At 56.6% G+C, this 24,950-nt stretch carries 16 protein-coding genes and 1 tRNA gene; 8 read left to right on the top strand and 9 right to left on the bottom strand.

Annotation, left to right across the window (positions count from 1 at the left end):
• Together AB1644_05750 and hypE are read left to right on the top strand one after the other, a co-directional pair.
• The coding region (locus AB1644_05750) for an IS110 family transposase (protein MEW6050549.1) at positions 1–759 on the top strand (759 nt) is incomplete at its 5' end.
• Positions 760–1,064: 305 nt separating this feature from the next.
• A complete protein-coding gene (gene hypE / locus AB1644_05745; GenBank protein ID MEW6050548.1) occupies positions 1,065–2,132 on the top strand; it encodes a hydrogenase expression/formation protein HypE in 1,068 nt (355 codons plus the stop codon).
• Between the two features lie 883 nt (positions 2,133–3,015).
• On the opposite strand, the gene AB1644_05740 is transcribed toward hypE, so the two are convergent.
• Positions 3,016–3,088 (bottom strand) — tRNA-Glu (locus tag AB1644_05740).
• A 147-nt stretch (positions 3,089–3,235) separates the two neighbouring features.
• On the opposite strand from AB1644_05740, the gene AB1644_05735 reads away from it, so the two are divergent.
• The 5 genes from AB1644_05735 to AB1644_05715 all read left to right on the top strand — a co-directional run bounded on the left by AB1644_05735 (position 3,236) and on the right by AB1644_05715 (position 11,814).
• Positions 3,236–4,564 carry a HAMP domain-containing sensor histidine kinase gene (locus AB1644_05735; protein ID MEW6050547.1) on the top strand — a complete coding sequence of 443 codons (1,329 nt, stop codon included), beginning with the start codon at positions 3,236–3,238 and terminating at the stop codon, positions 4,562–4,564.
• Between the two features lie 2 nt (positions 4,565–4,566).
• Positions 4,567–5,913, top strand: a complete 1,347-nt coding sequence (locus tag AB1644_05730) for a sigma-54 dependent transcriptional regulator (GenBank protein ID MEW6050546.1) — start codon at positions 4,567–4,569, stop codon at positions 5,911–5,913.
• Positions 5,914–6,089: 176 nt separating this feature from the next.
• The gene (locus AB1644_05725) at positions 6,090–7,130 is read left to right on the top strand and encodes a hypothetical protein (GenBank protein MEW6050545.1); all 1,041 of its coding nucleotides are present in this window, start codon (positions 6,090–6,092) and stop codon (positions 7,128–7,130) included.
• A 30-nt stretch (positions 7,131–7,160) separates the two neighbouring features.
• On the top strand, positions 7,161–8,426 hold the full coding sequence (locus tag AB1644_05720; protein MEW6050544.1) for a hypothetical protein: 1,266 nt from the start codon (positions 7,161–7,163) through the stop codon (positions 8,424–8,426).
• 787 nt (positions 8,427–9,213) lie between these two features.
• On the top strand, positions 9,214–11,814 hold the full coding sequence (locus AB1644_05715; GenBank protein MEW6050543.1) for a T9SS type A sorting domain-containing protein: 2,601 nt from the start codon (positions 9,214–9,216) through the stop codon (positions 11,812–11,814).
• A gap of 514 nt (positions 11,815–12,328) precedes the next feature.
• On the opposite strand, the gene AB1644_05710 is transcribed toward AB1644_05715, so the two are convergent.
• From AB1644_05710 to AB1644_05700, 3 genes are read right to left on the bottom strand one after another with little or no spacing between them, the layout of a single operon-like run.
• On the bottom strand, positions 12,329–12,676 hold the full coding sequence (locus tag AB1644_05710; GenBank protein ID MEW6050542.1) for an SH3 domain-containing protein: 348 nt from the start codon (positions 12,674–12,676) through the stop codon (positions 12,329–12,331).
• Positions 12,677–12,712: 36 nt separating this feature from the next.
• The gene (locus tag AB1644_05705; GenBank protein ID MEW6050541.1) at positions 12,713–14,575 is read right to left on the bottom strand and encodes a DUF3857 domain-containing protein; all 1,863 of its coding nucleotides are present in this window, start codon (positions 14,573–14,575) and stop codon (positions 12,713–12,715) included.
• 2 nt (positions 14,576–14,577) lie between these two features.
• Positions 14,578–16,500 carry a DUF3857 domain-containing protein gene (locus AB1644_05700; protein MEW6050540.1) on the bottom strand — a complete coding sequence of 641 codons (1,923 nt, stop codon included), beginning with the start codon at positions 16,498–16,500 and terminating at the stop codon, positions 14,578–14,580.
• Positions 16,501–16,688: 188 nt separating this feature from the next.
• On the opposite strand from AB1644_05700, the gene alr reads away from it, so the two are divergent.
• Positions 16,689–17,849, top strand: coding sequence for an alanine racemase (gene alr / locus AB1644_05695; protein MEW6050539.1), 1,161 nt, complete (start codon positions 16,689–16,691; stop codon positions 17,847–17,849).
• A gap of 98 nt (positions 17,850–17,947) precedes the next feature.
• Here alr and rsmB read toward each other — a convergent pair whose 3' ends face one another.
• From rsmB to kdsA, 5 genes are all read right to left on the bottom strand, one after another.
• Positions 17,948–19,315 carry a 16S rRNA (cytosine(967)-C(5))-methyltransferase RsmB gene (rsmB, locus tag AB1644_05690; GenBank protein MEW6050538.1) on the bottom strand — a complete coding sequence of 456 codons (1,368 nt, stop codon included), beginning with the start codon at positions 19,313–19,315 and terminating at the stop codon, positions 17,948–17,950.
• A 5-nt stretch (positions 19,316–19,320) separates the two neighbouring features.
• Positions 19,321–21,822 (bottom strand): TIGR03960 family B12-binding radical SAM protein, encoded by a 2,502-nt coding sequence (locus AB1644_05685; GenBank protein MEW6050537.1) that lies wholly within the window; start codon positions 21,820–21,822, stop codon positions 19,321–19,323.
• A gap of 641 nt (positions 21,823–22,463) precedes the next feature.
• Entirely contained in the window at positions 22,464–23,426 is a 963-nt protein-coding gene (locus tag AB1644_05680) for a KpsF/GutQ family sugar-phosphate isomerase (GenBank protein MEW6050536.1), read from the bottom strand.
• 3 nt (positions 23,427–23,429) lie between these two features.
• Complete coding sequence (locus AB1644_05675) at positions 23,430–23,960, bottom strand: HAD hydrolase family protein (GenBank protein ID MEW6050535.1); 531 nt, start codon at positions 23,958–23,960, stop codon at positions 23,430–23,432.
• Between the two features lie 3 nt (positions 23,961–23,963).
• Complete coding sequence (gene kdsA, locus AB1644_05670) at positions 23,964–24,761, bottom strand: 3-deoxy-8-phosphooctulonate synthase (GenBank protein ID MEW6050534.1); 798 nt, start codon at positions 24,759–24,761, stop codon at positions 23,964–23,966.
• Positions 24,762–24,950: the final 189 nt, after the last annotated feature.

The raw sequence follows: 24,950 nt of genomic DNA, 5'->3' as shown, positions 1-24,950 counted from the left end.
ATCGCGGAGAGTCGGTGCAAGACTGACCGGATTGATGCCAGGATATTGGCGGATCTGCTGCGCATAGGGTATTTGCCAGAGGTCTATCAGCCGAGCGCTCGATGTCGGTCGTGGCGGCAACTAGTGTCTGAACATCGCGCTTTGATGTCTGACCAAGTGCGCTTCTGCTGTCGGGCCAGGATGCTTCTGTCTCGGGAGGGTGTGCTCGTGCAGGCGACTGACTGTTTTGGCAAGAAGGGGCGAGCTTCGATTGCGGCTGCGGCTTTGTCACTTCAGACGCGGCGACAGATCAATCGACTCATCAAGCTGTACGACAATTTGAACGAAGAGATGTTGGAGGTCGATACGCAGATCGAGCGGGTGGCAGCCGGTGATCGGATCGCGTCGCTGCTCATGACCATTGATGGCATCGGAGCTTTGACAGCTTTGGCGCTCCGGGCACACATTGGCGATATTCGGCGATTTGGTTCTCCCAAAGCGTTGGCCGCCTACAGCGGCCTCATCCCGTCTCTACGGCAGTCGGCCGAGACGGTTCACCACGGACATATCACCAGGCAAGGACCATCGGTTCTGCGCTGGTTGTTGATACAGGCAGTCCCGCACGCGGTCAGAACGACGCCGTATCTGCGGCGACTGTATAGTCGGTTGTGTTATCGCACCTCAGTCGCAGCGGCGAAAGTAGCGGTGGCCCATGCGTTGATCCGGATCGTGTGGCATGTCTGGACAGAAGCACGTCCGTATTATCGGGTGGCGAGTTAAGCGTACTGATGTACTGTCGGTGGGCCCGAGGCCGAAGCTGGGCAATATGGCCCGTGAGATTGAGTTGGGTACCGACAGGCAGGTCAAAATCATAGGCGGCACGTGGTGCTGGGCCTGAATAGGTGCTTGAGTTCCAGTACGCAGGCAAGAGGAACAAAAAAGGAACTTGACGTCGGCCTTTACATAGGTGCTTCGGCGAAGCGCCTCGCAATGACGGGCATAGATAGATATAGATATTGAGTAGTTGTGTCAGGTCCTGATGTCGTCCGCCCGGGCGACGATGTGACCTGACACACTATAAGACCATGAACAAGCCGCTTGCTCCTGAAGATTTCGCCAACTGCCCCCTTCCCATCAGCGCTCACGACACGGTGCAGCTCAGCCACGGCTCCGGCGGTCGCATGATGAACGACCTGATCACCAAGCTCTTCAATTGGGCGTTCGATAATCCGGCACTTGGTAAGCTCGATGATCAGGCAGTGCTGGAGCCGCCAAAGGGGAAACTGTCATTCAGCACCGATTCGTTTGTGGTGGACCCAATCTTCTTCCCCGGCGGTGATATCGGTGACTTAGCGGTCAACGGGACGGTCAACGACATTTGCTTGTGTGGCGCCCGTCCGCTGTACATGAGCGCCGGGTTTATCCTTGAGGAAGGCCTTCCCCTTGAAGACCTCAAGCGAATAGTACTTTCGATGAAACGTGCGGCGCAGAATGCTGGGGTGTCGATAGTCACTGGTGATACCAAAGTTGTGCCGAAAGGGAAAGCGGACAAACTGTTCATCAACACGAGCGGGGTGGGCGTGATCGAACACAATTGGACGATCTCATCGCGGAACCTTCAGATCGGAGACAAGATCATTCTGAGCGGCTCGATCGGGGACCATGGGATAGCCGTGCTGTCAAAACGCGAGGGGCTGGCATTCGAAACGAGCGTGCAAAGTGACACCGCCTCGCTGCACGAACTGGTGCAGGTTATCCTGATGGCCGGCGACGGCGCTGTGCATGCCATGCGAGACCCCACGCGGGGTGGTGTGGCGGCGACGCTGAATGAGCTCGCTGAGAACTCGAATGTCGGCATTCGCATATACGAGCCGCAGATTGTCGTTCACCCGCCGGTAGCCGGGGCCTGCGAAATGCTTGGGTTTGATCCGCTCTATGTTGCTAACGAAGGAAAGCTGATCGCGGCAGTCGCACCCCATCGCGCCGAGCCGGTGCTGGCCGTGATGCGGGTCCATCCGCTCGGCAAAGAAGCATCGATCATTGGTGAGGTGGTGGCGGCTGAGTCATTCGTACGCGTGACTATGCAGACCCGTATCGGCGGCTGGCGGGTGGTGGACATGCCGGTGGGAGAGCAGTTGCCGAGGATTTGCTGACCGACTTGTCGGTTTTACCGCTGCGCGTCGAATGAGGTTTCGAAGATAACCGGAAGTGATTGGCCAGATCAATCAGTTCACACCCGTTGGGTAAGTTACAAACCGCAATACCATTGAAGAGGGAATCATGTCCGTAACAGTAGTATGTCCTAAATGTGGCAAAGTGATGGTTATTCACGGAGGCTCTGTGGATAAGTGTTCGTATTGCAATGAAACTTTCCCTACCGATTTGAGTCGTAGTGCTACATCGGAGTTGGCATGCCAGAGCGCTCCGCGGCCACTCTTTCTAACTCTCGGTATGATCTGTTCGGGCTTGTGGGGAATAGCAGCCTCCATTCTCCTGATCCTCGCTCCCTTTGACATAGCATCCTATTCGATAAACGACGCACCGGTTAGCGGGGCAGAATTTCTTCGCAGGGCTGGAGTCAATTTTGGTTTCGTTGCTCTTCTCTGCCTCGCCGTCAGTTATGGTATTTGGCGCGAACAACTATGGGCTCGTCCGGCAATGCTGTTCTTTTGGGCAGGAATCGGCGTCACGATAGTCTTGCCAGCGTTGAATGGAACATCAACACTTGATGTGGTGAGTCTTGTTTTCTGTGCTGTTACCTCAGGAGTCGCGGCTTGGTATTTGTATGGAAATGCGAAGGTAAGAGCTTACTACAGGCGTTGGAAAACAAATACGGTGAAAACAAGTCCACGTAGCGCGGAACCGCTTCTGGTTCCGCCGGCATAGGAATGCCAGAACCACCAAGGGGTTCTGCTATATGGCAACTCGGTCGAACAAGAACTCTCTTCACGGAAAAAAGGAGTCGACACGCCGCGTGAGATCCCCAGTCCATTCACCACCCCTCTTTACGCGTCAGAATAAGAGTGGCAAATCCACTGACCCCAACGGGAGTCGAACCCGTGTTACCGCCGTGAAAGGGCGATGTCCTAGGCCACTAGACGATGGGGTCATCGAAATAGAAGCTTCAACCGGCCCCAAGTATACAGATTTCGGGTGGTATGTCAACCGATTTGGGAAATCGAACCAGCCTTTGGCATTATGGCTTGTGCCAATCCAAATGGTTGACTCCACGCCTTGTTAGACAATTACTTCCCCCATGCTGGCCCGCTCCAAACGGTATGTCGCGGTTGCGCTGTTCACGGTGGTTCTGGTTCTGCTTGTGAATCTCGCCTGGTGGTACTATTACCAGCATACCGAGACACTCCTTGAACAGCAACTCGCTCGCCGACTCCGCTCGGTCGCCCAGACCAGTGCGGCAGGCCTATCCGCGGCCGCTGTCGACAGTCTGACCCACGGCAATATCGAGGCGTATCTTGAGGTAAACCGCTACCTGGACCGGATTCGGCTGGAGGACTCACTATCCGAGTTGTTCATTCTCGACGACAATTACAGCTATCTGGCCACCACCTTAGAGGAGCCGGACACGCTCTATTTCCTGGCTGGTCTCAACGGACCGTTCATCGATTCACTCTTTTACAGCAGTCGGCATGCGGCGATCGTGACACCATCGTATCAAACCGGCGCGTTCTACCTCAAATCAGCGTTCGCACCGCTGGTTGATACTATGGGTATTACGCTGGCCGTGCTTGGTGTGGAAGCCAGTGTGGACTATTTCGATTCGCTGGTCAGTCTGAAAGAAAACCTCACCTACGCCACGCTCTTTTCGCTGATCGCGGGGTTTCTATTGGGATTTCTGTTCCTGCTCTTGCAGCGGAACCTCAACCGCGCCGAACAGCATCTGTTTCTGGCGCAGACCCACGGCTATCTTGGTCGGATGGTTGCCGTGGTGGCGCATGAGATTCGGAATCCTCTGATGATCATTCGCGCGTCAGCAGAGCGGCTGCACAAGAAATCACAGGCCGATGAAAGCCGGTATATCATCGAAGAGACGGACCGTCTCAACAGCATTGTCTCCGGATACCTGGAGTTCGCGAAAGCAGAAGGACAGCTCCTATCCGGCGAACCACCGGAGCAGTTCGACCTGACCGAGCTATTGGCCAGCAGCAAACGTCATCTTTCCGAGAAGTATGCATCCCACGAACTGATCTGGTTCGGCAGTCCGCCGTCGTCGGTCATGCCAATGACCGGTCACCCGCGTTCGCTTCGCCAGGTGATCCTGAATCTCCTCATCAACGGCGCCGAGGCTTGCCTTGCCTCCGATAGGCCGATGGCGATCGGACTGTCAGCGGATGAGGTCGGCAACACTGTTATTATCAGAGTTTCTGACCACGGGCCGGGAATAGGCAAAAAAGAGCTTAAGCGGCTGTTTGAACCGTTTTATACTACGCGGCAAACCGGCTCAGGGCTTGGGCTCTATGTAAGCCGCAAGATCATTGAGGAGATGGGCGGAACTCTGAGACTTGACAGCCGTGAAGCTACCGGCACGACTGCTATAATCGAACTGCCGAAACGGACGACAACATAGCCATGGCGCGCATACTGGTCGTCGATGACGAACCCAAAATGACTTCCCTCATCTGCGGAACGCTCGAAGATTCGGGGCATACCGTCACCACCACCACCAAACCAGCCGAAGCGCTAACACTCCTGGCAAAACACGCGTTCGATATTGTCATCACCGATCTCTCCATGCCGGAGATCTCGGGAATGGTCGTACTTGAGAAGGCGCTCGAAAAGGAGGGGACCGAGGTGGTCATGATGACCGCCTACGGGACAGTCGAAAGCGCCGTCAGCGCCATGAAAAAAGGGGCCGCCGACTATCTCCTGAAGCCTTTTTCGCTCGACGAACTCACCCTGTTGGTCAAGAAACTCGTAGATCAGCAAAAGCAGCGATCCCTCAGCGACCACTTTCGACAGGTGGCCGCCGCCGGATTCGCCGACCGGTTTATTGGGACATCACCAGCGGCCGTCAACGTCCGCAGATTAGTTGAACAAGTGGCCCGAACCGAGACCACCGTTCTCCTGACCGGCAAGTCCGGCACCGGTAAAGAACTGGCCGCCCGGATGATCCATGATCTTTCACCACGTCACTCGCAGCCGTTCATAGCCGTGAACTGCGCCGCCATCACCGAGACCCTTTTGGAATCGGAGCTATTTGGCCATGAACGGGGAGCCTTCACGGGCGCGGTGGCCCGCAAACGGGGTCGGTTCGAATTGGCCGAGGGGGGGACGATCTTCCTCGATGAGATCGGCGAGATGTCCCCTAACATGCAGTCCAAGCTTCTTCGGGTCATCGAAGAACGGAAGCTGGTGCGGGTAGGGGGCCTCGATACGGTCGCTATCGATGTCCGGATAATCGCGGCCACCAACCGTGATCTCAAAGAGGCCACCCGGACAGGCGCGTTTCGCGAGGACCTCTATTTCAGGCTGGCGGTTTTTCCGATCAATATGCCATCGCTGTCGGAACGAGAGGACGACGTCCTGGAACTGGCGGAATATTTTCTGGCCCGGCAACAGTTTCCACACGCCCGTCTCAGTGCCGGGGTCAAGGAACTGTTTCGTCACTACGACTGGCCCGGCAATATACGGGAGCTTCGCAACGTGCTTGAGCGGGCGGTGATCCTGGCGGCCGGTGAGCCGCTGGAACCGGAAGATTTTTCGCTTGAGATCGATGATGCTCCCGTAATTCGTGCTCCCGATATCGTGGGAGCACCACATGCTCCCGGTGCGGGACTCGAGCAGAGCGAGAAGGAGATGATCCTGTCGGCGCTGACCCGCGCCAAAGGGAACAAAACCGATGCGGCCAGGCTGCTCAAGATAACCCGGCGGCGTCTGTATAGCCGAATGAAAGTCCATGGGATTCCATTGGAATGAATGGCCTTGCCGCCACAGGTGCGCCACAAGGGACAAACACACGTACCGGATGGTACAAAGTGGCACGATTGAGCCCGTTTGGTAATATGCAACTTACTTGCAGGCAAAGGCTTAGCCGGGCGGCCTTGACGGGCACAGCGTTTGATTGCTATCCTCGTGAATCGAGGTGAATGATAATGAACCGGTTGAAAATACAAATCCTTCTGCTGGCGGCGCTTCTTGTAGCCCTCGCCGTTCCCGCAATGGGCCAGCAGGGAATGGGCCGCGAAGTGGTCCAAATGGAGATGGACCGGACTCAGGATATGCTGGACCGAGCGAAGGAAGTTGCCCGGACCTATGATTGCCCGCTGGCCGCAGCACCTCTTGAACAGGCTCGCAAACGGCAGGAAGAAGCCGAGCAGGCATTCGCGCAGAACACATTGTTGGGTACTCAGACCGCTCATGTGCTCACCCAGCGCGCCCGGGATCTGATCAAGATGGCTCTTGCCAATTGCCGTCAGGCCGAGCAGAACGAAGCGGTCGTACAGCGAATGATGGAACGAGCTGCCGAGTTGATCGATCGCGCCGGAGCCGCTGTCGCCGATAGCCAGGACCGGAACCTGGTAGCGATCTACGAGGCAGCCAAGGACAACCTGACCCGCGCCTGGGAGTTCTACCGCCAGAAACAGTATCGTCCGGCCCTCAAACTGGCCGATCAGGTTGAAAAGATGGCGTGGAAGATCCTTGGAGCGGAGCATCGCCAGAATCAGCGTGAAGAAAGCTACGACCGGCGCCACGAAAATGTCCGCCAACTGCTCGACCGGGCCAGGTCAGCGGTCAGCGACTGCGGTTCCGAATCTGCGCAGACCATGCTCCGTCAGGCGAACGAGACCTTTGCTCTGGCTGAGAATCTGTTTGGACGGGGCCAGGTGGTCGCAGCCCTTCAGACCCTCCTCAAAGCCCGCGAATTCGCTCTCAAGGCCACTCGCGAATGCGAAGGGACAGACCAGCTGCAAGCCCGCCATGACCGCCTCAAGAGACGGCTCGACCAGCTTTCTGACCAGAGTTCCGGTCTGTCCGGAGAATCCCTCCAGAAGGTGCAGGAACAACTGCATCAGGCGGCCGAACAACTCTCACTCGCCCAGGAGGCGCTGAATTCCGGCCAGACTGACAAGGCCATCGCCGCGCTTCAGGCAGCCCAGCTCGTTATTCGCCAGGCGGAGGCCTTTTTCCAATAATCTCCACCCCTCGCTCTTAGGATAGCGGTTTTGACAAGGATCTGGGTCGCGGCAATTTTCCTTGGTATAGTCGGTGGCACGTACCACTCCCCCTCAGCCACCGATTTTGGCATCAAGGCCGGTATCGGCTACGATTTTCTCTCGCAGGAGTACTTCCTGGATTCTCTCACCCAGGCAGGAGTCGATTCCTTCCTGACAGGATGGTCCCTCAAGACGAACTACCTTGATGATTTCCGGGGGATGCTGGAACTCCGCATGAGCTCATCGGACTTCCGCAAACTGGACTTGCGGGCGGTCTATGAACAGGGGTCGGAGAAGCTTCGCCTGAAGCTCTACCCGGCCTGGCGCCCTAAGTTGGGGCAGTTCAAACTCGATGCCAGTGGCGAACTTGACTGGCGGAATCGGTATCGGGGCGAGGTCGAGCCGGGAGACAGCTACCTTTCCGGGACCGGTCGGGCCAAGCTCAAACTGCCGATTGACGAGAGATTCACTCTTTGGGTCCAAGGGCAAGGGGAGCTGGTCAGGTTTGCCGATCCGAGCGCGGTGGCTTTTGATTATCAGCGTTTCGGAGGCAAGCTGGGAACAGATCTGTTCGCCGGGCTGTCGCTGGCCAGCCTCGACGTTTTCTACCTGGCTCGTAACGTGACCGACTCCGGCGACTTGAACTACGCGAACTTCGGGCTGGAAGCCGCCTGGTTGGCATTGGCCAGCCGGGGAGATATTGACTTGGCTGCCCGGTTGGAACGAAAAGACTACCAGCGGTTGGACCGGTCCGACGACTACAGCCGGTTAGAGTTTGGGGGACGGGGCAAGCTGCTTTTGGGGAGCGGCTGGTTTGGGCGGCCCGAAATCGAGTTCGAGGCAAACTGGTTCAATGCTGAAGACCTGGTGAACTCGAACTACACCAAAACCACTGCCTCGGTGGTGGCCGGGTACGGTTTCGATGGCCTGGAGGTTGGTCTGGGCCCTGAGATGGAATGGCTGACGATGGCTCAGGATTCTCTGCAGGACGGGGAGGACTATCTTGAGACGGGGGGAAAAGGGACCATCGATTATTCGAAGCTGGGGAGATTTTTCGGTACTCTGGACTACCATCTGGGATACCGCCGCCTGACCAACCCAAGCGACCTCCAGACCAGTTTCACGTATCAACGGCTAAACCTGATAGGCGACTGGCGAGTAGTGGGAGGGTTCAATTTCAACATCCTGCTGGGGCTTGAGTGGGAGTGGCATACCCGGGCGGAGGACAACAACCGGCTGGTGCTCCTGTCGTCGAGCTTGACCTACGCGTTCTAACGGATCCGACCAACAGACGGCAGATCGTCTGTGAAAATCTTCACAATCTTCTTTTTTCAGCGATGCAGGAAATCAGGAGAGGTCGGATCGCCAAGTTTGTGAAAACAGTCACAATTTTATCAACGCGTTATTCGGACGGGAGAATGCTTCTGCAGGAGGCGTCGACAGTGCCAGGAAAAGCAGATCAGGTCTCATGAACCGGGCCAATGGGCGACTCCAGATGCCCCCTTTTTCGCATGGTACTGTTCTCCGAACGCTGAGGTAGGCTGGCTACCGTGGTTGCGGCTGGACAGGTCAAGGAGCACGATTCCGTTACTACATGCTGTCGTTTTTGGTAATCTGCGTCTCAATTCAAAGATTTCTCTTGACAAAAAAGGGGGGAGGTGCTATGTTGCTGGCGTCTAGGGAAATAGTTGTGTAGCACAAACGCTTCTGTTTTGAGTCCCAAGCACCTTTAACAACGTTAAGCAGAACTTGACGTTGGGCCAACTCGAACGCTTCTTTCAGGTTTCAACAAGAGATTTGTAAACCAAACCGGTGGATTATATCCGGACGGTTTTCGTTTTTTCTCTCATCCTTTTCCCCAGTCTCATTAGAGGAACAGTTCAGCGGTCAATATCTTTTGGGCTTATTGATCAACGAGCTGGGAATCTGGTGATTAACTGGAGGGCTCCGATAGCCGGTCTTCACAGACTAATATCGGAACTACAGGGTCAATGTTTCTGACTAAAGATCAGGGATATTACCCGAAACTTGAATGACCTTTTGGTTATTAAAGGAGCATTAAATGATGCAAAAAAGAAACTTATATTCTTTGCTGCTGATCTCCTTTATAGCGGTACTTGCGTTTTCAACATCGTTTGCTCAGACGGTGACATTCGAATCGAAGAACTCGCTCCGCTGTGATAACGGCGTGGCGAACATCAACCTGAGTGTCGCCGACTCGACAGGCGCGGTCGAAATCGTGTTCGTGATTGCTTCCGGCTCTGGTGGAGCAGCATTCGACAACTGGTCCGTTGCGTTCGATGCTTCGTTCACGAAGCTGAATCTCCGGGTTGTCGATACCACCAGCATGGCGGATCACGTATTACCGGACACGATTCGCATATCTGCTATAAAAACTGGCCCAAGCGACGTTTTATTGGCCGGCAACTATCTGATTGCTAAGGTCAATTTCCATACCAACGATGTGTGCAGCGGCACGGTGACAATGACCGGTTCGACGTTTGCATACGCCGGCGGCGCTTGTGGTTTCGGCTGCGGGATGGCAGTCCCTGTAATCCAGACCCAGTTCGCAAATGCCAGTGGCACCGCAGTTAGCCCAGCGGTGGTCACCACCGGTACCATCACCATCGTCAACACGCTTCCGACCATTGCGTCGATCCCGAATGCCACGCTGCATTGGGGTCAGACCTTTGTCGACACCGCGGTTGGCAGTGATGGCGATCTGGCCAAGGGTTGCGAGGTCCTGTCCTACAGCAAGGTCAGTGGCCCCAGCGCTCTGAACGTGAACTCCAGCACCGGCGCTATTTCCTGGACCACCACCGGCGCGGATGTTTGCACCCATACCGTCACGGTGAAAGTGACCGACAAGTGCGGAGCCTCGGCGCAGACCTCGTTTGATATCTGTGTCCAGAACACCCCGCCGGTTATCACTTGCCCGGCGACCCCGATCAAGATCGTTCTTGGCGACACCGCCTTTGCGACGATCACCGGGACAGATGCCGATTTCGGCCCGAAGCCGCTGATCTACAAAATAGTCAGCTTCTCCGGTCCCGGAACTCCGGTCATCAATCCGGCGACAGGTGCTTTCTCCTGGCCGACAGTATACGATGACATCGACTTCCTCGGTACTTTCACGGCATGCGTCGAAGTGACCGACAGCGCCAACGTCTGCAGCCCCTGCAGCCCGTCGAACGCTGATACCTGCTGCTTTACCATAACGGTAGACTGGGGTAAGGTTGTCATCGAGAAAGTGCACAACCAGATTCAGGGTCAGTACACGACGGTTGACATCACCCTGGGTACCAACTACCCGGTGGGCGGTTTTGACCTCCTGATCCAGTATGATCAGTCGGCTCTGACGTTCACCCAGGCGTTGGTGGGTGGATTCCTGACCGATTGCGGCTGGGAATACTTCACCTACCGCACTGGTCCGTTTGGCAACTGCGGTACCGGCTGTCCGACCGGCTTGATTAAGCTGGTTGCAATTGCCGAGACCAACAACGGTGCCAATCATCCCGGCTGCTTCACCAACTATCCGCCGCCTCCGGGTGTCGATAGCGTGATTGCGCAGTTGGAGTTCCTGGTTTCCAACGACTTCACGCTGGAATGCCAGTTTGTGCCGATCAAGTTCTACTGGCTTGATTGCACCGACAACGCCTTCTCGAACCTCAAGGGTGACTCGCTCTTGATTTCCCGCAAGGTGTTCGACTATGTCGGCGGCGGTGGCTCTGACAGCTATTACGAGATCACCGATCCGACCTTCGGCTTCCCGACCTGGTATGGCGCGCAGGCCGAATGCGATATCGTCAACCCCGACAAGCCGGAAGTCTGGCGTATTATCGACTTCTTTGACGGTGGCATCGACATCGTGTGCGCCGACTCGATCGACGCCCGCGGCGATATCAACCTGAACGGCTTGGCGTACGAAATCGCCGACGTGGTCAACTTCACCAACTACTTCATCGTCGGTCTGGGCGCCTTCACGGTCAACGTGAACGGCCAGATTGCGGCGACTGATGTAAACGCTGATGGTCTGACCCTGTCGGTAGCCGACCTGGTTTACCTGATTCGTGTAGTGGTGGGTGACGCTCTGCCGTATCCGAAGATCAGCCCAGAGGCCGTGAACTACACGGTCGAGAATGGCGTGGTTTCGGTTGAGGGCAACATGGGCGCAGCCTTCATCGTGGCCGAAGGGAACGTTACTCCGACCCTGCTGGCCAACAACATGCTGATGGAAGCCCAGTTCGACGGCCAGAATACCCGCATCCTGGTCTACCCGCCGTTTGACGGTGTAAACCACACTGAGAGCTTCACGGGTGAGTTCGTGACCGTCCCGAGCAGCATCGTCTCTATCGAGATGGCTACTGCCGAGGGCGCTCCGGCGGCTCTGAGATCGGTACCGAAGACGTACTCGTTGTCTCAGAACTACCCGAACCCGTTCAACCCGACGACAACCATCGAATTCGCTCTGCCGGTTGCCGGTTCGTATGACCTGGCGATCTACAACGTGAATGGTCAATTGGTCCAGACCTTCACGGGCACCGCGGAAGCCGGTTATCAGAAGGTTGAGTGGAATGCTTCGAACGTCGCAAGTGGTATGTATATCTACAAGCTGACGTCCGGTAGCTTCTCCGCCTCTCGGAAGATGCTCTTGGTGAAGTAAGCTGTACTTCATCAGGATTTGATTCCTGGAAAGCCCTGTCGCAAGACAGGGCTTTCTGTTTGGTGGGCAGATATGGTGCGCAGGCCCGGGTGTTGTTTGTCCGGTTGTATCTGCACTGCCTGGTCACCAGCATTCCGTAGTGTCGCGGTGAGCGGAGTCGAACCGCGAAGCGAGCCAGCGTTGCTCCGTTTCCCACACTCGGCCTTCGACTCCGCTCAGGCCGACGATACGTGGCTAAGGATCCCTCCCCATGAACCGCAGACCTCCCGGTTGCACTGTGCCGTCAGCCGTCTCTGGCTGACGCCCGCCTCATGCGTGACGGAAGTCGGGCGGAGACGCCCGACTTCACAGCCGCATTCCCGGTCTGCCGGCTGTCGGCACACGAGGACGTGTCCTGTTTATTTGGGTGGGTAGCCAGCGTGCCACAGATGCTCCCGAGAGCATACTGGGAGCATGAGAGAACGGTATCGGGTTTCTCGGTCGAGGCGACCTCGGAACACGACCTACGATTGAGTTAGCTCAGCCTGTCGATTGGCAGCCATCCGGCACGACCGTCAGAGGCAAGGCACCAGACCCAGCCGGATTCTTCAAACAGGACGGTGACACACTCGCCGACGTCGACAGTCAGCTCGGTGGCGTCATAATCGCGGGACATGATTCCCTTGTCACCTTTCCACTCAAGGTACTTTTCCGGCACCCAGCCACTTTTGCCGGATTTTGCCGTACACCAGAGCCAGCCTTGGTACTCCGAGTCACGTCTTCCGACTTCAACTATCTCGTTTTCCGAGACTATCAAGGGGTCGGTATAGGTTGCGGTATGGGCTGATTTGACCAGCCGTTTCTTCACTTCAGACTCTGCCATACTCTTGCTCGCGCTGCTTCATAGCACGAAGGGGCGTCACTTGACAAACACCCTGATAGGGGCATCGATCTGCTTCCGCCGTTCGGACAAGAAAACCCCGAACGCCGGCAACTGTTCAACCGGAACCGATGCTCCCGTATAATTGACGTCGTAGCGAGCAAACGCCGAGTCGTTTCCCCTGCGATATCGCCAGGAAGCGTGTCCGCCGTAAAAATCAGCCGAGAAGTCTGGCGGAAAGAGCATTGAATCGGCCCAGGCGATCAAGGGGCCGGTGACTATGATGCTGTCGCTGATCGTCCTTGCGTAGCCGAGCTGGAGTGGAGTCGTTCGTTCGGTCAGTTTGGCCCCGCCGTAGATATCGCGGTCCGTGAATAGAAACGGCGGGAGGTAGGCGATGCCCCGGAGGCGATCGATTGGCTTGACGGCATGGTACGCGGCCTCCAGGTGCAACGGCACATCGGGGTTGTCCAGATCGCGCAGTTCGAACCTGGCGAGTTCGAACTTTCGAGAGTCTCCCCAAAACCACTCCTTGACATACCGCTCCGTTTTCTCACGGTCAGCCCCCTCGAAATATGCTCTGAGCGAATGGGCATGGTTGCCGGTAACGTCGGCAGAAGCGGCTACGCTCACCCGGCCAGTAGTGTCGATTGTCACCACGGCGGTCCTGCGGACCGTATTCTGCTCGGCCGTGGAGAGCGGGGTGGTCACGACTACTCCTCCCGTATCCGTGATCACCAGTACCGGGATCCCTTCGTCTCCATCGGGAAGATCACCCGGGGGACAGTTGCTACAGGTCGGGTCAAACCAGAGCGTATCGCCACCGACTACGGCCATAGTGATCACATGATTGAACTGGAAATTGACAAACGATGTGTCCAGCCAGCCCTCGCCGGCGGTCATCACCAGGCAAGGGTACGCCTCAATGCCGGAGGCGTGCAGTTTGGCAGTGAGCAGGCAGGTCATGTCCTTACAGTCACCGTAGCCGCGCTGCGCGACCAGGTCGGCGAAATTCGGCTGCCAGCCGCTGAGGCCGATGGACACGGCTACATATCGAGTTGCAGCGGTGACCTCTCGATATTTCTCGCAGGCGATCGAATCAGCAGCGTCGGTGGCAGGCAACGGTGTCGGCAGCGAATCGGCGCCGGTGCGACCGGCTGAGAGCTGTTTCTGCCAGAGACCGACGTTCTTCCAGGTGCGGCCATTGAAGGGGAATCCTTCAAGTTCGAAGCTCTCGGCGGAAAAGGCCAGATAGGCTCCCTGGCGATCCTTCGCGGTTGCGTATGTCAGTTCAGGGGTCGCCGGGATCGAGTCGAATATCCAGCGGAACTTGTGCAGGCCAGCAGCGGCAGTTTCCTCGGGGGTCGTATCGTGGTTGTACAGTTTCCAGAAGATCGGCCGGTCATCCTGGTACTCCAGTTCCACGACGGCGTGCACGACCGGTAGGGATCGTTGTACAATAAATCCTCTCAGGAAAAATAGTGACTGCATGTCGGACTCGGTCTCGTGCTCAATGGTGTACGGGTAGCTTCGTGCCGGGAGTTCCATGTAGTAATTGCAGTTATCGTCGTAAAGCAGATAGGACTGCCCCTGCCCACAGGCCTTCGTCATATCCCCCTTGGATTTTTTCATCAACAGTTTGCCGGAGGCATCGTACTGGCGAATATTGACATTCTTCAGTCTGATATATCTGTTTTCGTATTCAGCTACATATGCATGTTTGTCACCTGAGGGATTGAGCACGGTCAGGCGGCGGAATTCGGCGACATGGACCCGGTTGCCGTCGACCCGGCAGCGATAGGCAATCGAATCGATACGGGCTCCCTTTGGCGGATCGTCTGACGCATCCACAACAACGACCAGGTTGAGCAGGATGCCAAAGGCGATGAAGCACCGGATCACGATTACATCTCCGAAGCCAGAATGACCTCTTCAGCCTGTGCTTTGGCCACTTCATCGAAAAACCGTCGCAGTTCGCGGTAGCGGCCTGGTTCAAACACCGGCTCGGTGACGATCAACCGGGTGTCGACCACGGCCGTACCGTTTTCGAACACACTGGCTCTCTGAAAGGAAATGCCGGGTATCTCCATGATCGTATCTCTCGGCAGGGTCGATGACGTCGCTCCGGTCGCGGAAGAGACCCGGACGACATTGTGGTAGGTGAAGGGGAAATTGAAATCAACCGGGAAACTGCGTCGCTCCCGCTTGAACGGGTTTTCTGCAAAATAGAAGGTTGGCGGGCGAATCAGCGTGTTGTTGTCCAACCTGCGGGCGTAACCGGGAAGAGAATACGTTGCCTCAACAGTCAGATTCCCTGCGTCATTCGTCGAAAACGAATTGCTGTCAAGTTCGGCGTCGTCACTCGCTTTCGACAGGAAATATTTTTTGACGAATTCGTCGGGTGCCTGTTGGTCGAGGAGCTCCCCGTACTGCGGCACGAAATAACCGGTCATCTGGCAGGTCGTCGAACAGCGGGCGTTACCGGAGCTGTCGATGACGATATCGGTGGCATCGAGGCGGTACGTACGCGGATCGGCACGCGTGATGCGAATCAGCTTCGAATCCTTGCCGTCGACCAGGAACCCGGCATCTACGAGGCAGTTCGCCGGTAGGACACTGTAGGGACTGTATTTCGAAGAAGCATCCATCAACATGGCAGACGAATCAAGCTGGGCAAACAGCATGATATGGTTGAATTGCGACCGATGGCAGTTATTCGGGTCAAGTTGGGCGCGATCCCGTGTGGCGACAAAGACCGGCCAGGCGGTGATGCCCGACTTGCGAAGCATTTGAAGCAACAACAGATTCTTCTCGTCGCCCGTGCCGAATCCGTTCTTGAGCAACTGGCTGAGGTTCTTGTTGGTGAACCACTTGCCCTCCGCGTCCGGCTGGGAGCTGATCGAGTCCGAGACGAAATCGTACAAGCGTTCGGCCTTGAGTGATTGGGTGGAATCATTGGCCGTCAGCCGCTTAGCGAGGTCATCGACACCGCCGCCGTACGCATATGCGCCGACAAACTCATCCAGTTCCTTCCCCAAATCGGCCCAGTCCTTCACAAACCTTACGACGCTATAGGGTGTCCGGTATTCGACCAGCTGGCATCGCAGGGCAAAGTAATAGTTCTCACGTGCCGCCATAAATGGTTCGTCGGTAATCGGCGGCAGATTCCGCTGAGTCCATGTGTATTGCTTGATCTTGAGCCCCGGATTGGCCGGATCAAGACACTCGTCTTCGACGGCCTCAGCGGCGCCGCCCGTGGCCCGATGAAGCGAAGAACTGTACACGAACCCCGGTGCCAGTTCGAGCGTGAATTGCGATTCGAAGGTATAAAGGCCTCCCTGGAAGTACCATGGCTTTAGATAGTAATACCGCTGGTTGATGTTGGTGTACTGATATTCGAGTATGCAGCCGCTGTCAACGACCGGAAACGCAAACGTCTTGTAACGTTCGCCGGCTACGGTCTTTGTAAAGATGTCGCGCGATTCAACCTTGACGGTTTTCCCGTCGGGGAGAATGGTCTGAGCCCTCAGATTTGTGAGCTTGTCGCCATCGCGGTAATAAATGTGCCTTTCGCCGATCTCGTCGGCGCCAGCCTTACGGTAGACTTTCAGCCGGACATGACGCCGGATCGTGATAACTTCCTCACCGACGTTGAGCGTACAGCGGTCGAACACGACCGCGGCGTTGATGTCAGCATGGGTGGGCGGCGGCATCAACTGCCACTCCTCGGGTGTGACCTTCCCCCATTTCGAACCGAATGCGCTGGAAACACACAGCACCACAAGAATTGCGGTGAGCGTTGAGTGAACTATGGAACGACACGCCATAGACATGACCCCCGGATAGAAGTTTTCTGACTAATCCTTGTATGGACAGGTTAGTCTATATGACAGTCGTTGTCAACAGCAAATCGACATTGGTAGCTGGGCGACTATCGCCGTACGATTGTCACATTGAAAGGTGCCCGCTATCTTTTTCTTGTCCCGTAGCACCGTTATCCCTATACATTCCCGCCATGAAACAGAAGCGAACGCTGTTGCATTGGATAGAACTGTCGAGGTCGGCGCTTGGGAAGAATGTGCGCACGCTGGCACGACTGGCCGGCAGGGGACGAATCCTGGCGCCATCTGTCAAAGCCAATGCCTACGGCCATGGGCTGCCGCAGATCGTTGGTATGCTCGCTCCCATGACCCAGATCGGGTATCTCTCGGTCCATTCGCTTGATGAGGCGATCGCTTGTCGCACAGCCGGGTGGACACGGAAATTGATGGTGCTCGGACCGATTGCGCTCGATTCTCTGGATGCCGTATTCGAGTATGAACTTGAGCCTGTTGTGTTCACTTCGGAAACATTGCATGCACTTGGCAGGCTGTCGGATAAGCGAAAAACGCATGTCGCCACACACCTGAAGCTCGAAACCGGCACTAACCGGCAGGGGATAACGGAGAAGGAGCTGCCGCGATTTGCAGTAATCTATAAGAAGCACGCACACCTTAAAAGCCCACTCGGCGCGAGCACGCATTTCGCCAATATCGAGGACACCACCAGTCACGAGTACGCGCAGTTTCAACTGGAGAATTTCAATCGAATGGTGGCAACGATGACGCGGCTCGGCATCAAACCGAAGCTCCGGCACACGGCATCATCGGCGGCGCTGATCTTGTTCGACAAAACGCGCTTCGAGCTGGTTCGTCCGGGGCTCGCGCTGTATGGGCACTGGCCTTCGAAAGAGACCTATCTCAGCTATCGCCTGATGGGGCGCTCGAACAATATCCTGTCGCCAGTGCTGCGATGGAAAACCAGTGTGACGCAAATCAAAGAGGTTACGCCGGACAGCTTTATTGGATACGGCTGCACCTATCGCACCACCGCGTGGACGCGGCTCGCTGTGCTTCCGGTAGGATACTGCGATGGCTACGACCGCGCGCTCTCCAATCAGGCGCATGTGCTTATCAAGGGAAGACGGGCGCCGGTGCGGGGGAGAGTCTGTATGAATCTCATTATGGTCGATATCACCGATATCCCCGGTGTGAAGCTGGAGGAAGAAGTGACTCTGATTGGCCGCGATGGGCGCGAACATCTGTCCGCCGAGCAATTGGCGCAGTGGGCGCAGACGATCAACTACGAGATGCTGGCGCGGTTGTCGCCCTTGATACCTAAGGTTGTGGTGAAATAGCATACGTGTGTCAGGTCACACCATCAGCCTGTCGGCGGATGGCAGGACCTGCCACAACTGCAGTAATCCTCTCCCTCCGGGAATTGATCTGGTTCCGCTCAAGTCTCGAGCTTCCTCCGCAACCGGGCGCAAAAGGCGCCATCCATGTCGGTGCATTCTGGGTAGGTCTTTACGAAGCCGCGCTCGTTCACCAGGCTCTTGTCGAAAAATTGCTCGGCCGGGTCAATTTCGAACTTCGAGTTCCGAAGCAGAAATTCTTCGATGATCTGGTCATTCTCCGGACGCATGATGGTACAGGTCGAATAGACCAGCACCCCCCCCGACTTTACCAGGCGTGAAGCCCGGTCGATCATCTTGGCCTGTATTTTCACGAGATTCTCGATATCCTCGGATGATTTTGCCCAACGCAGATCGGCGTGTTTCCCGGCAGTCCCCCAACCGGAGCAGGGCGGGTCGAGCAAAACGCGATCGAATGGCTCAGCGGCAAACTCCGCCATATCCGATGCCACGGGGGCGATGATCCGGATCCCGAGTCGCTGCGCGTTTTCGACCACCAATTCCAAACGCTGGTGCGATTTGTCCACCGCCGTTACGCGCCCCTTGTTGCGCATCCGAATTGCCGCATAGGTCGCCTTCCCGCCCGGCGCCGCGGTGAGATCGACGATTGACTCCCCTTGTTTGGGGTTAAGCAGACGTACCGGCAGCCCGGCCGATTCATCTTGAATAAACACTTTGCCGGTGTGAAGAAGCTGTTGTTCGAGCGGCAATCCGGCCCCCTGAATATGAATGAACTCCGGCAGGTGCCTTCCATACGAAAACTCTATCTGGTTCTCCTGAAGGAGGTGGGCCACCTCATCCGGCTTGGCCTTAAGAAAATTGACCCGGTAGGTGACATGCGGCGCCTTGTTGTACTGCTTGAGGAGTTCCTCAGTACGGGCATAACCGAACTCAGTCAGGCAGTATTTCACAAAATAATCGGGATAGCTGTAAAAATCCCCCAGATACTTGACTGGTTGCTCGTCTTTTGACGCGAAATGCACCTTGTGCGGTTCGCGAAGACGCGCGCGCAGCACAGCATTCACCAGCCCGGCGATGCGGTCATCGACAAAGTGTCTTGCCAGACTCACTGATTCGGATACCGTCGCGGCAGGCGGCACTTTGTCGGTGAACAAAAGTTGATAGAAACCCATGCGGAGGATATTGGCGATCTTGATCGGCAACTCGGCCGAAGGGCGCGCCAGGAAGAACCGGATCTCATGGTCGAGCCGTCGCCGCATCTTGGTGGTGCCATTGACCAACTGCAACAAGAAGCGCAAATCTATCGGTCGGAACTGGCGGCCGTGCGTGACTGCATGTACCGCCCCCTCCGTTTGCTCCCCCTGCTCGATGAGGATGATCGCCTCGAGGGCGGCAGCCCTTACCTGATCGTACCGTTTCGGTTCGAGCGCTTTCTCGGTCGATTCCATGGCCGTCAGATATCCATCCCCTCGATGTGTCGTCCGTCCGGTTCCATCCGGAACATCGTCAGTCGGTGGAACGGCAGTGCGATCGGGTCGGTGATAAGACTTTCTTTCAACAATTCGGCCACTTCGGTCGGCCGGGCATAGCCACCATCCCCCAGGCCAAGCAGCATCACCAGATTGTTGTTTTCGATACTCAATCCGTATATGGCCGGGCGTATGTCCACGCGCTTGGTGGCTTCTTTGGTCGGGCGATCGATCTCGAGCGATGTGGCGGCCATGAGTCTGGATAGCTGCTCATCCAGAGTGCGGGTATCCGACCAATAGTGAACCGGCAGTGTATACGTGACACGATTGAGCTGGGAGGAAAGAGACTCTCCAGCGCCAAGAACGATCTTCGCATCGAGAATATCAAAGCCGGGCGGCATGACCTGTTTGAGATTGTCGATCATATAGGGCATAAGGTTTACCTCAAGGGTAATATCGACAAACTCGGACTCGGACGTGAACCCCAGCGTGAGCGGGGGACCAAACGAGACTTTCATGGTCGGGTTGAACCCCTGACTGTACGCGACGGGGATGCGCGAGCGCCTGATGGCTCGCTCGATCAGGCGAAGGTTGTCGAGGTGTGACATGTAGCGGAATCGAGCGCTCTTTCTCCAGCGAAGTCGGATGCGGTTCTTGGTGGGGGCAGCCACGTTGCGCGAGGGGATCTTCTTTTTGCCGCGTCCAAACTCCTGGGCCGATTCGACCGCCTCTTCCGGCGCAGCCGTCATCGCGTGCGGTGTGAACTCTTTCAATTGCATCGAAGTGCGCTGCCGCTCTGCCATGAGATGCTCGGCGGAAATCCCCTTGTCGATATGCGACCACGGCAGTTCGCGCGAAAACGGGATTGGCCTGAGAGATTCAGTGACGCTGATACCGTGACGCTCAAAGGTCGCAAGCCAGGTCTCGAACCGGAAATCCTCCGTCCAGCCGTCGAACCGGCAGCCTTGGCGATGAGCGTCCTCGATAGCCGGACATAATTCACGTCCGCCGCGTCCCAGAATCGCCTGCAACACGGCCAGCCGGGGATTGTTGACCTTGAAACTGACATTCCCCAGCCGCGTGTGTCTCTTGATGGCGTGGATCTTCTGATCGACAACATCTTCCGAGATCACCCCGTCCCACTGAAACGGCGTGTGCGCTTTGGGGACGAACGGCGAGAGGGTAACGTTAATAGATCGCCGCCCGGTGAACTCGTTGGCCACGCCAGCAACTGCTCGGCAGATATTGGCGATGCCCATCAGATCGTCGTCGGTCTCGGTAGGGAGCCCGATCATGAAATAGAGTTTGATCGTGTTCCAGCCCTTGGCAAAAGCGAGGCGCACGGTGTCATAGATTGCCGCATCCGGGAAATTCTTGCGGATGAACAGACGAAGCCGCTCGGTGCCAGCCTCCGGTGCGATCGTGAGACCGCTCTTGCGCACCCGCTTGACGGCATCGAGCAATGCCGGTGTCACTGACCCGGGACGGAGCGATGGCAGATTGATGCCAACTTTCAACGGCTCAAGACGACGAGCAAGTGTCGTTGCTAACGGTTCCAGCTCGGGATAATCGGTCGCGGAGAGAGACATCAGCCCAACATCTTCATAGCCGGTGCTCGCAACCTGGGTCTCCACTTGATACATGATCTCATGTTGCGTGCGAAGACGCACCGGTCGGTAGATTGCTCCCGCCAGGCAGAACCGGCACCCCTGTGGACAGCCCCGCATGATCTCTACGCCGAGATGCGTATGGACAGTTTCGATAAGGGGGACCAACGGTTGGTCGGGATAGTATTCAGGCTTCAGTTCTCGGATGACACGCGCCTTGATTTTCGCCGGCGCGAAATCGGTCAACGGCTTTCTGGTTGAGTCGTAGAAGCGCGGGATATATACCGATTCCACATTGCGTGCGATTGCCGCCAGTCTGGCTTCGCGCAACTCGCCCCGGTGTTCCAGCAGGATCGCCAGCATATGCGGCAGTCCCTCTTCGGCATCACCGATGAAGAACAGGTCAAAGAAATCCGCCATCGGCTCAGGATTATAGACCGCCGGTCCGCCGGCCATGATGATGGGGTGGCTGTCGTCGCGATCTTTCCATTGTAACGGAATGCCGGCCAGGTCGAGCATGCCAAGCACATTGGTGTAGACTGTCTCGTCGACGAGTGTGAATCCGAAGGCATCGAACTCCTGTGCCGGACGCCATGATTCCAGCGAAAACAAGGGGATTCCCTTCGCCCGCATGAGTTGCTCGGCGTCCCTGTCAACCGCAAACACCCGTTCGCAGAGAAACCGGTTGTCCTGATTGACGATATGATAGAGCATCTGCAGACCGGGATATGACTGGCCCAGCTCGTACTTGTCCGGATAGGCGTGAAGGTAGCTTAGTCGACCGGCCGGTTCTTTGACGATCTGCCCCAACTCGCCGCCGGCATACCGCCCCGGTTTGATGACAAAGGGGAAAAACTGAGTTTCGAGCAGTTCTCTCATGTGAAACTATGTGCTACGGTTACAATGAATCATCGACAAGATAGGGTCTGGTCAGGCGAGGCGCAAGGGGGGAAGCGTGCGACAGCGAAGCCGTGGAACAAGCGACCATGTGCTTGAGCCGTAGGTCGCGGTTTCATGCGGTCGGCAGGATCAGCACTCCAGAATGTAACGTGAATCGTGCCGCGCTTCCGACCAGCAATCTCATTACCGCTCCAGCATGGAACCCGACATTCCTGTTGGAGCCCTAGTGGGTGTCGGGTTTCTCGCTTTGTTCTTGTTGGAGCCGCTGTGTTGTACCCATGTTCTTCACGCTACGCTTGACGATTCATGTCTTGTCGACCGCTCAAAACGCCGACCTACAATTTCCACATTCAGCAGCTGCCGGGCCCGACACAACATCGGAATGTCGCGGACCAACAGCAAGGGGACTGTTGAAAAAGTGGCGGGTCACACGGCCGTGCTTCAACGCCAGCATACACCGTCATCGTCGCACTGAGCAAAGTCAAAGTGCGGCGATGATATAACTTGCGGCCGCAAGACCCGCCACAACGAACGATTGCTACTGACTTCGGAACAGCATAGTCTTTCAACAAGCCCCAAGCTGTGGGGTACCCGGGCAGGGTTGTCGGAGAGATGCCGGTCTACACCAGCTTCGACTTGAGAATATCGTGCAGGTGTATCACACCGGCCAGGCGGCCGTCGGAATCAACCGTCGCCAGTTGCGTGATTGCGTGCTTCTCCATCACGGCGAGAGCAGCATCGAGGATGGCGTCCTGCGAAATAACCTTCGGTTTTGGAATCATCACATCGCCGGCCTTGAGCTTTGCAAAATTGGCACCCTTTTCAATCAGACGCCTCAGGTCGCCGTCGGTAAAAATGCCGGTCGGTTTGCCGGAACTGTCGGTTATTAGCACACACCCCAGCCGCTTGCCGGTCATTTCAAGGATCATCTCGGAGAACGGTGCCTCCGGCTTGATTAGAGGAATGGCTTCGCCGGCATGGTGAAGCTCGGAAACATGTTTGAGAAGTCGCCGTCCGATGAAGCCGGCCGGGTGATAGGCGGCGAAATCCTCGGGCGAGAAATTGCGCGCTTTCAAGAGTGCCACCGCCAGTGCATCCCCCATGACCAGTGCGGCGGTTGATGACGATGTCGGCACCAGATTGTTGGGGCAGGCTTCGGCGGCCACCGAACAGTCGAGAAAAAGGTCCGCCTTATGATACAGCGGCGAGCCGACCGTGCCGCCCAAAACAATGATTTTGATACTGAGCCGTTTGGCTGCGGCGATGATCGTGTCCATCTCCTCCAGATGTCCGGACTTGGAGATCAGCATCAGGATATCCTCTGGTCGGATCAGGCCAAGGTCCCCATGCAACGCTTCGGCTGGATGCAGGAAGAACGAAGAGATGCCGGTCGAATTGAAAGTGGCGGCGATCTTCTTGCCGATCAACCCGGATTTCCCCATACCGGAAACGATCACACGCCCTTTGCAATCCAGGATGAGTTCGACCGCCTCGTTGAAATGTTCGTCGATACGGTCAGCCATCTGGGCGACTGCGAGCGCCTCCGTACGGATCACTTCTTTGGCGTATTCCCGAAGGTCCATAGCTTAATAAATATACTGTTCCGGATTTTTGTCGACAGCTTCAAACCAGCATTCGAGAATCTCGCGAACCGCGCCGGCGCCGCCGATCGTGTTTGTCACATACAGTGCGATCTCCCTCAGTTCCTTGGCGGCGTTGTTGACCGCGATCGGTAGACCCACCTTCCGAGCCAGCGCCAGGTCGAGGATCTCGTCGCCGACCGACGCGACATCGGACATCGTTATGCCCAACTCATCGAGCGAAGGTTTCAGCATGGCGACCTTGTCCGGGTTCCCCTGCATGACGCGCTTTACTCCCAGCTCTTTCATGCGGGTGTCGGTGGCCGGGGAGTAGCGGCCCGAGACGATCGCGATCTCCAGCCCGGCCCGCATGGCCAGTTTCATATAGAAACCGTCGGCTATATTGAACCGCTTCATTTCAAAGCCATCGGGGCCGAACAACAGCGCGTTGTCGGTCAAGACGCCGTCGACATCCAGCGCCATCAGTTTGATCGCTTTCAGCCGCTCTTTGAATTGTTCGCGAGTCAGTTTGGTCATAGTCTATTGTACCGCGTCGCGAACACGCAGGCACGCCTCAATCAGTTTTGGCATTTCATCCAGCGGCACCATTGCGCCGGCATCGGAGAGCGCGCTCCGGGGGTCGGGATGAGTCTCGATAAACAGTCCATTGACTCCTACTGCTACGGCCGCCTTGGCCAGCGGGATCGAGTACTGCGGCTGTCCGCCGGAGACAGTGCCGCCGCCACCCGGTATCTGGAGCGAGTGAGTGACATCGAACACGACGGGGAGCCCGGTCTGACGCATGATGACGAGTGAGCGAAAGTCCACTACCAGGTTTCGATAGCCGAAGGTCGTTCCCCGCTCGGTGAGCATGGTCTTTTTTGTACCGGTCTTGGCGGCGATCAACGCCATATCTTCTGGCGCGAGAAACTGCCCTTTCTTGATATTCACCCATCTCCCGGTTTTCCCCGCTGCCACGACCAGGTCAGTTTGCCGACACAGGAACGCCGGGATCTGGAGAACGTCCGCCACATCGGAGGCTGCGAGTATTTCGGTGGTTTCGTGAATGTCTGTCAGGATCGGAAGTCCCAGGCTCGCCTTCACCTTGGCCAACACCGACAAGCCTTCATCAACTCCCGGTCCGGTGAACGATGACGCTGAGAGGCGGTTGGCTTTCTTGTACGAAGACTTGAAGATATAGGGGAGCTTGTGTCGGTTGGCAAGTTCGGCGAGCCGTTCGGCAACAGTCAGACAGAGCTGCTCCGATTCGACCACGCAGGGTCCGGCGATCAGGAACAGCTCGCCATTTTCGATCCGACTGAAAACATTGCTTGTCATGTCGCGAAATATACGAGGGGACGGACAAAAAGAAAGTGCGGATTGCAGCCTGTCGGCGCAGGCCGTCACAGGCGCGCTCTAAATCCGCTCAGCGCGTCACGCTTGTGTGGCCCCCCCCGCATGCGGTCATTTTCTCGTTGCTCCAGGTCCGCTTCGCGAGGCTTCGGAGCGTGTGACCTGACTCAATCG

Source organism: Candidatus Zixiibacteriota bacterium, from assembly GCA_040753875.1.
Taxonomy (GTDB): Bacteria; Zixibacteria; MSB-5A5; order GN15; family FEB-12; genus DATKJY01.
This window is presented reverse-complemented; position numbering and strand designations above follow the sequence as displayed.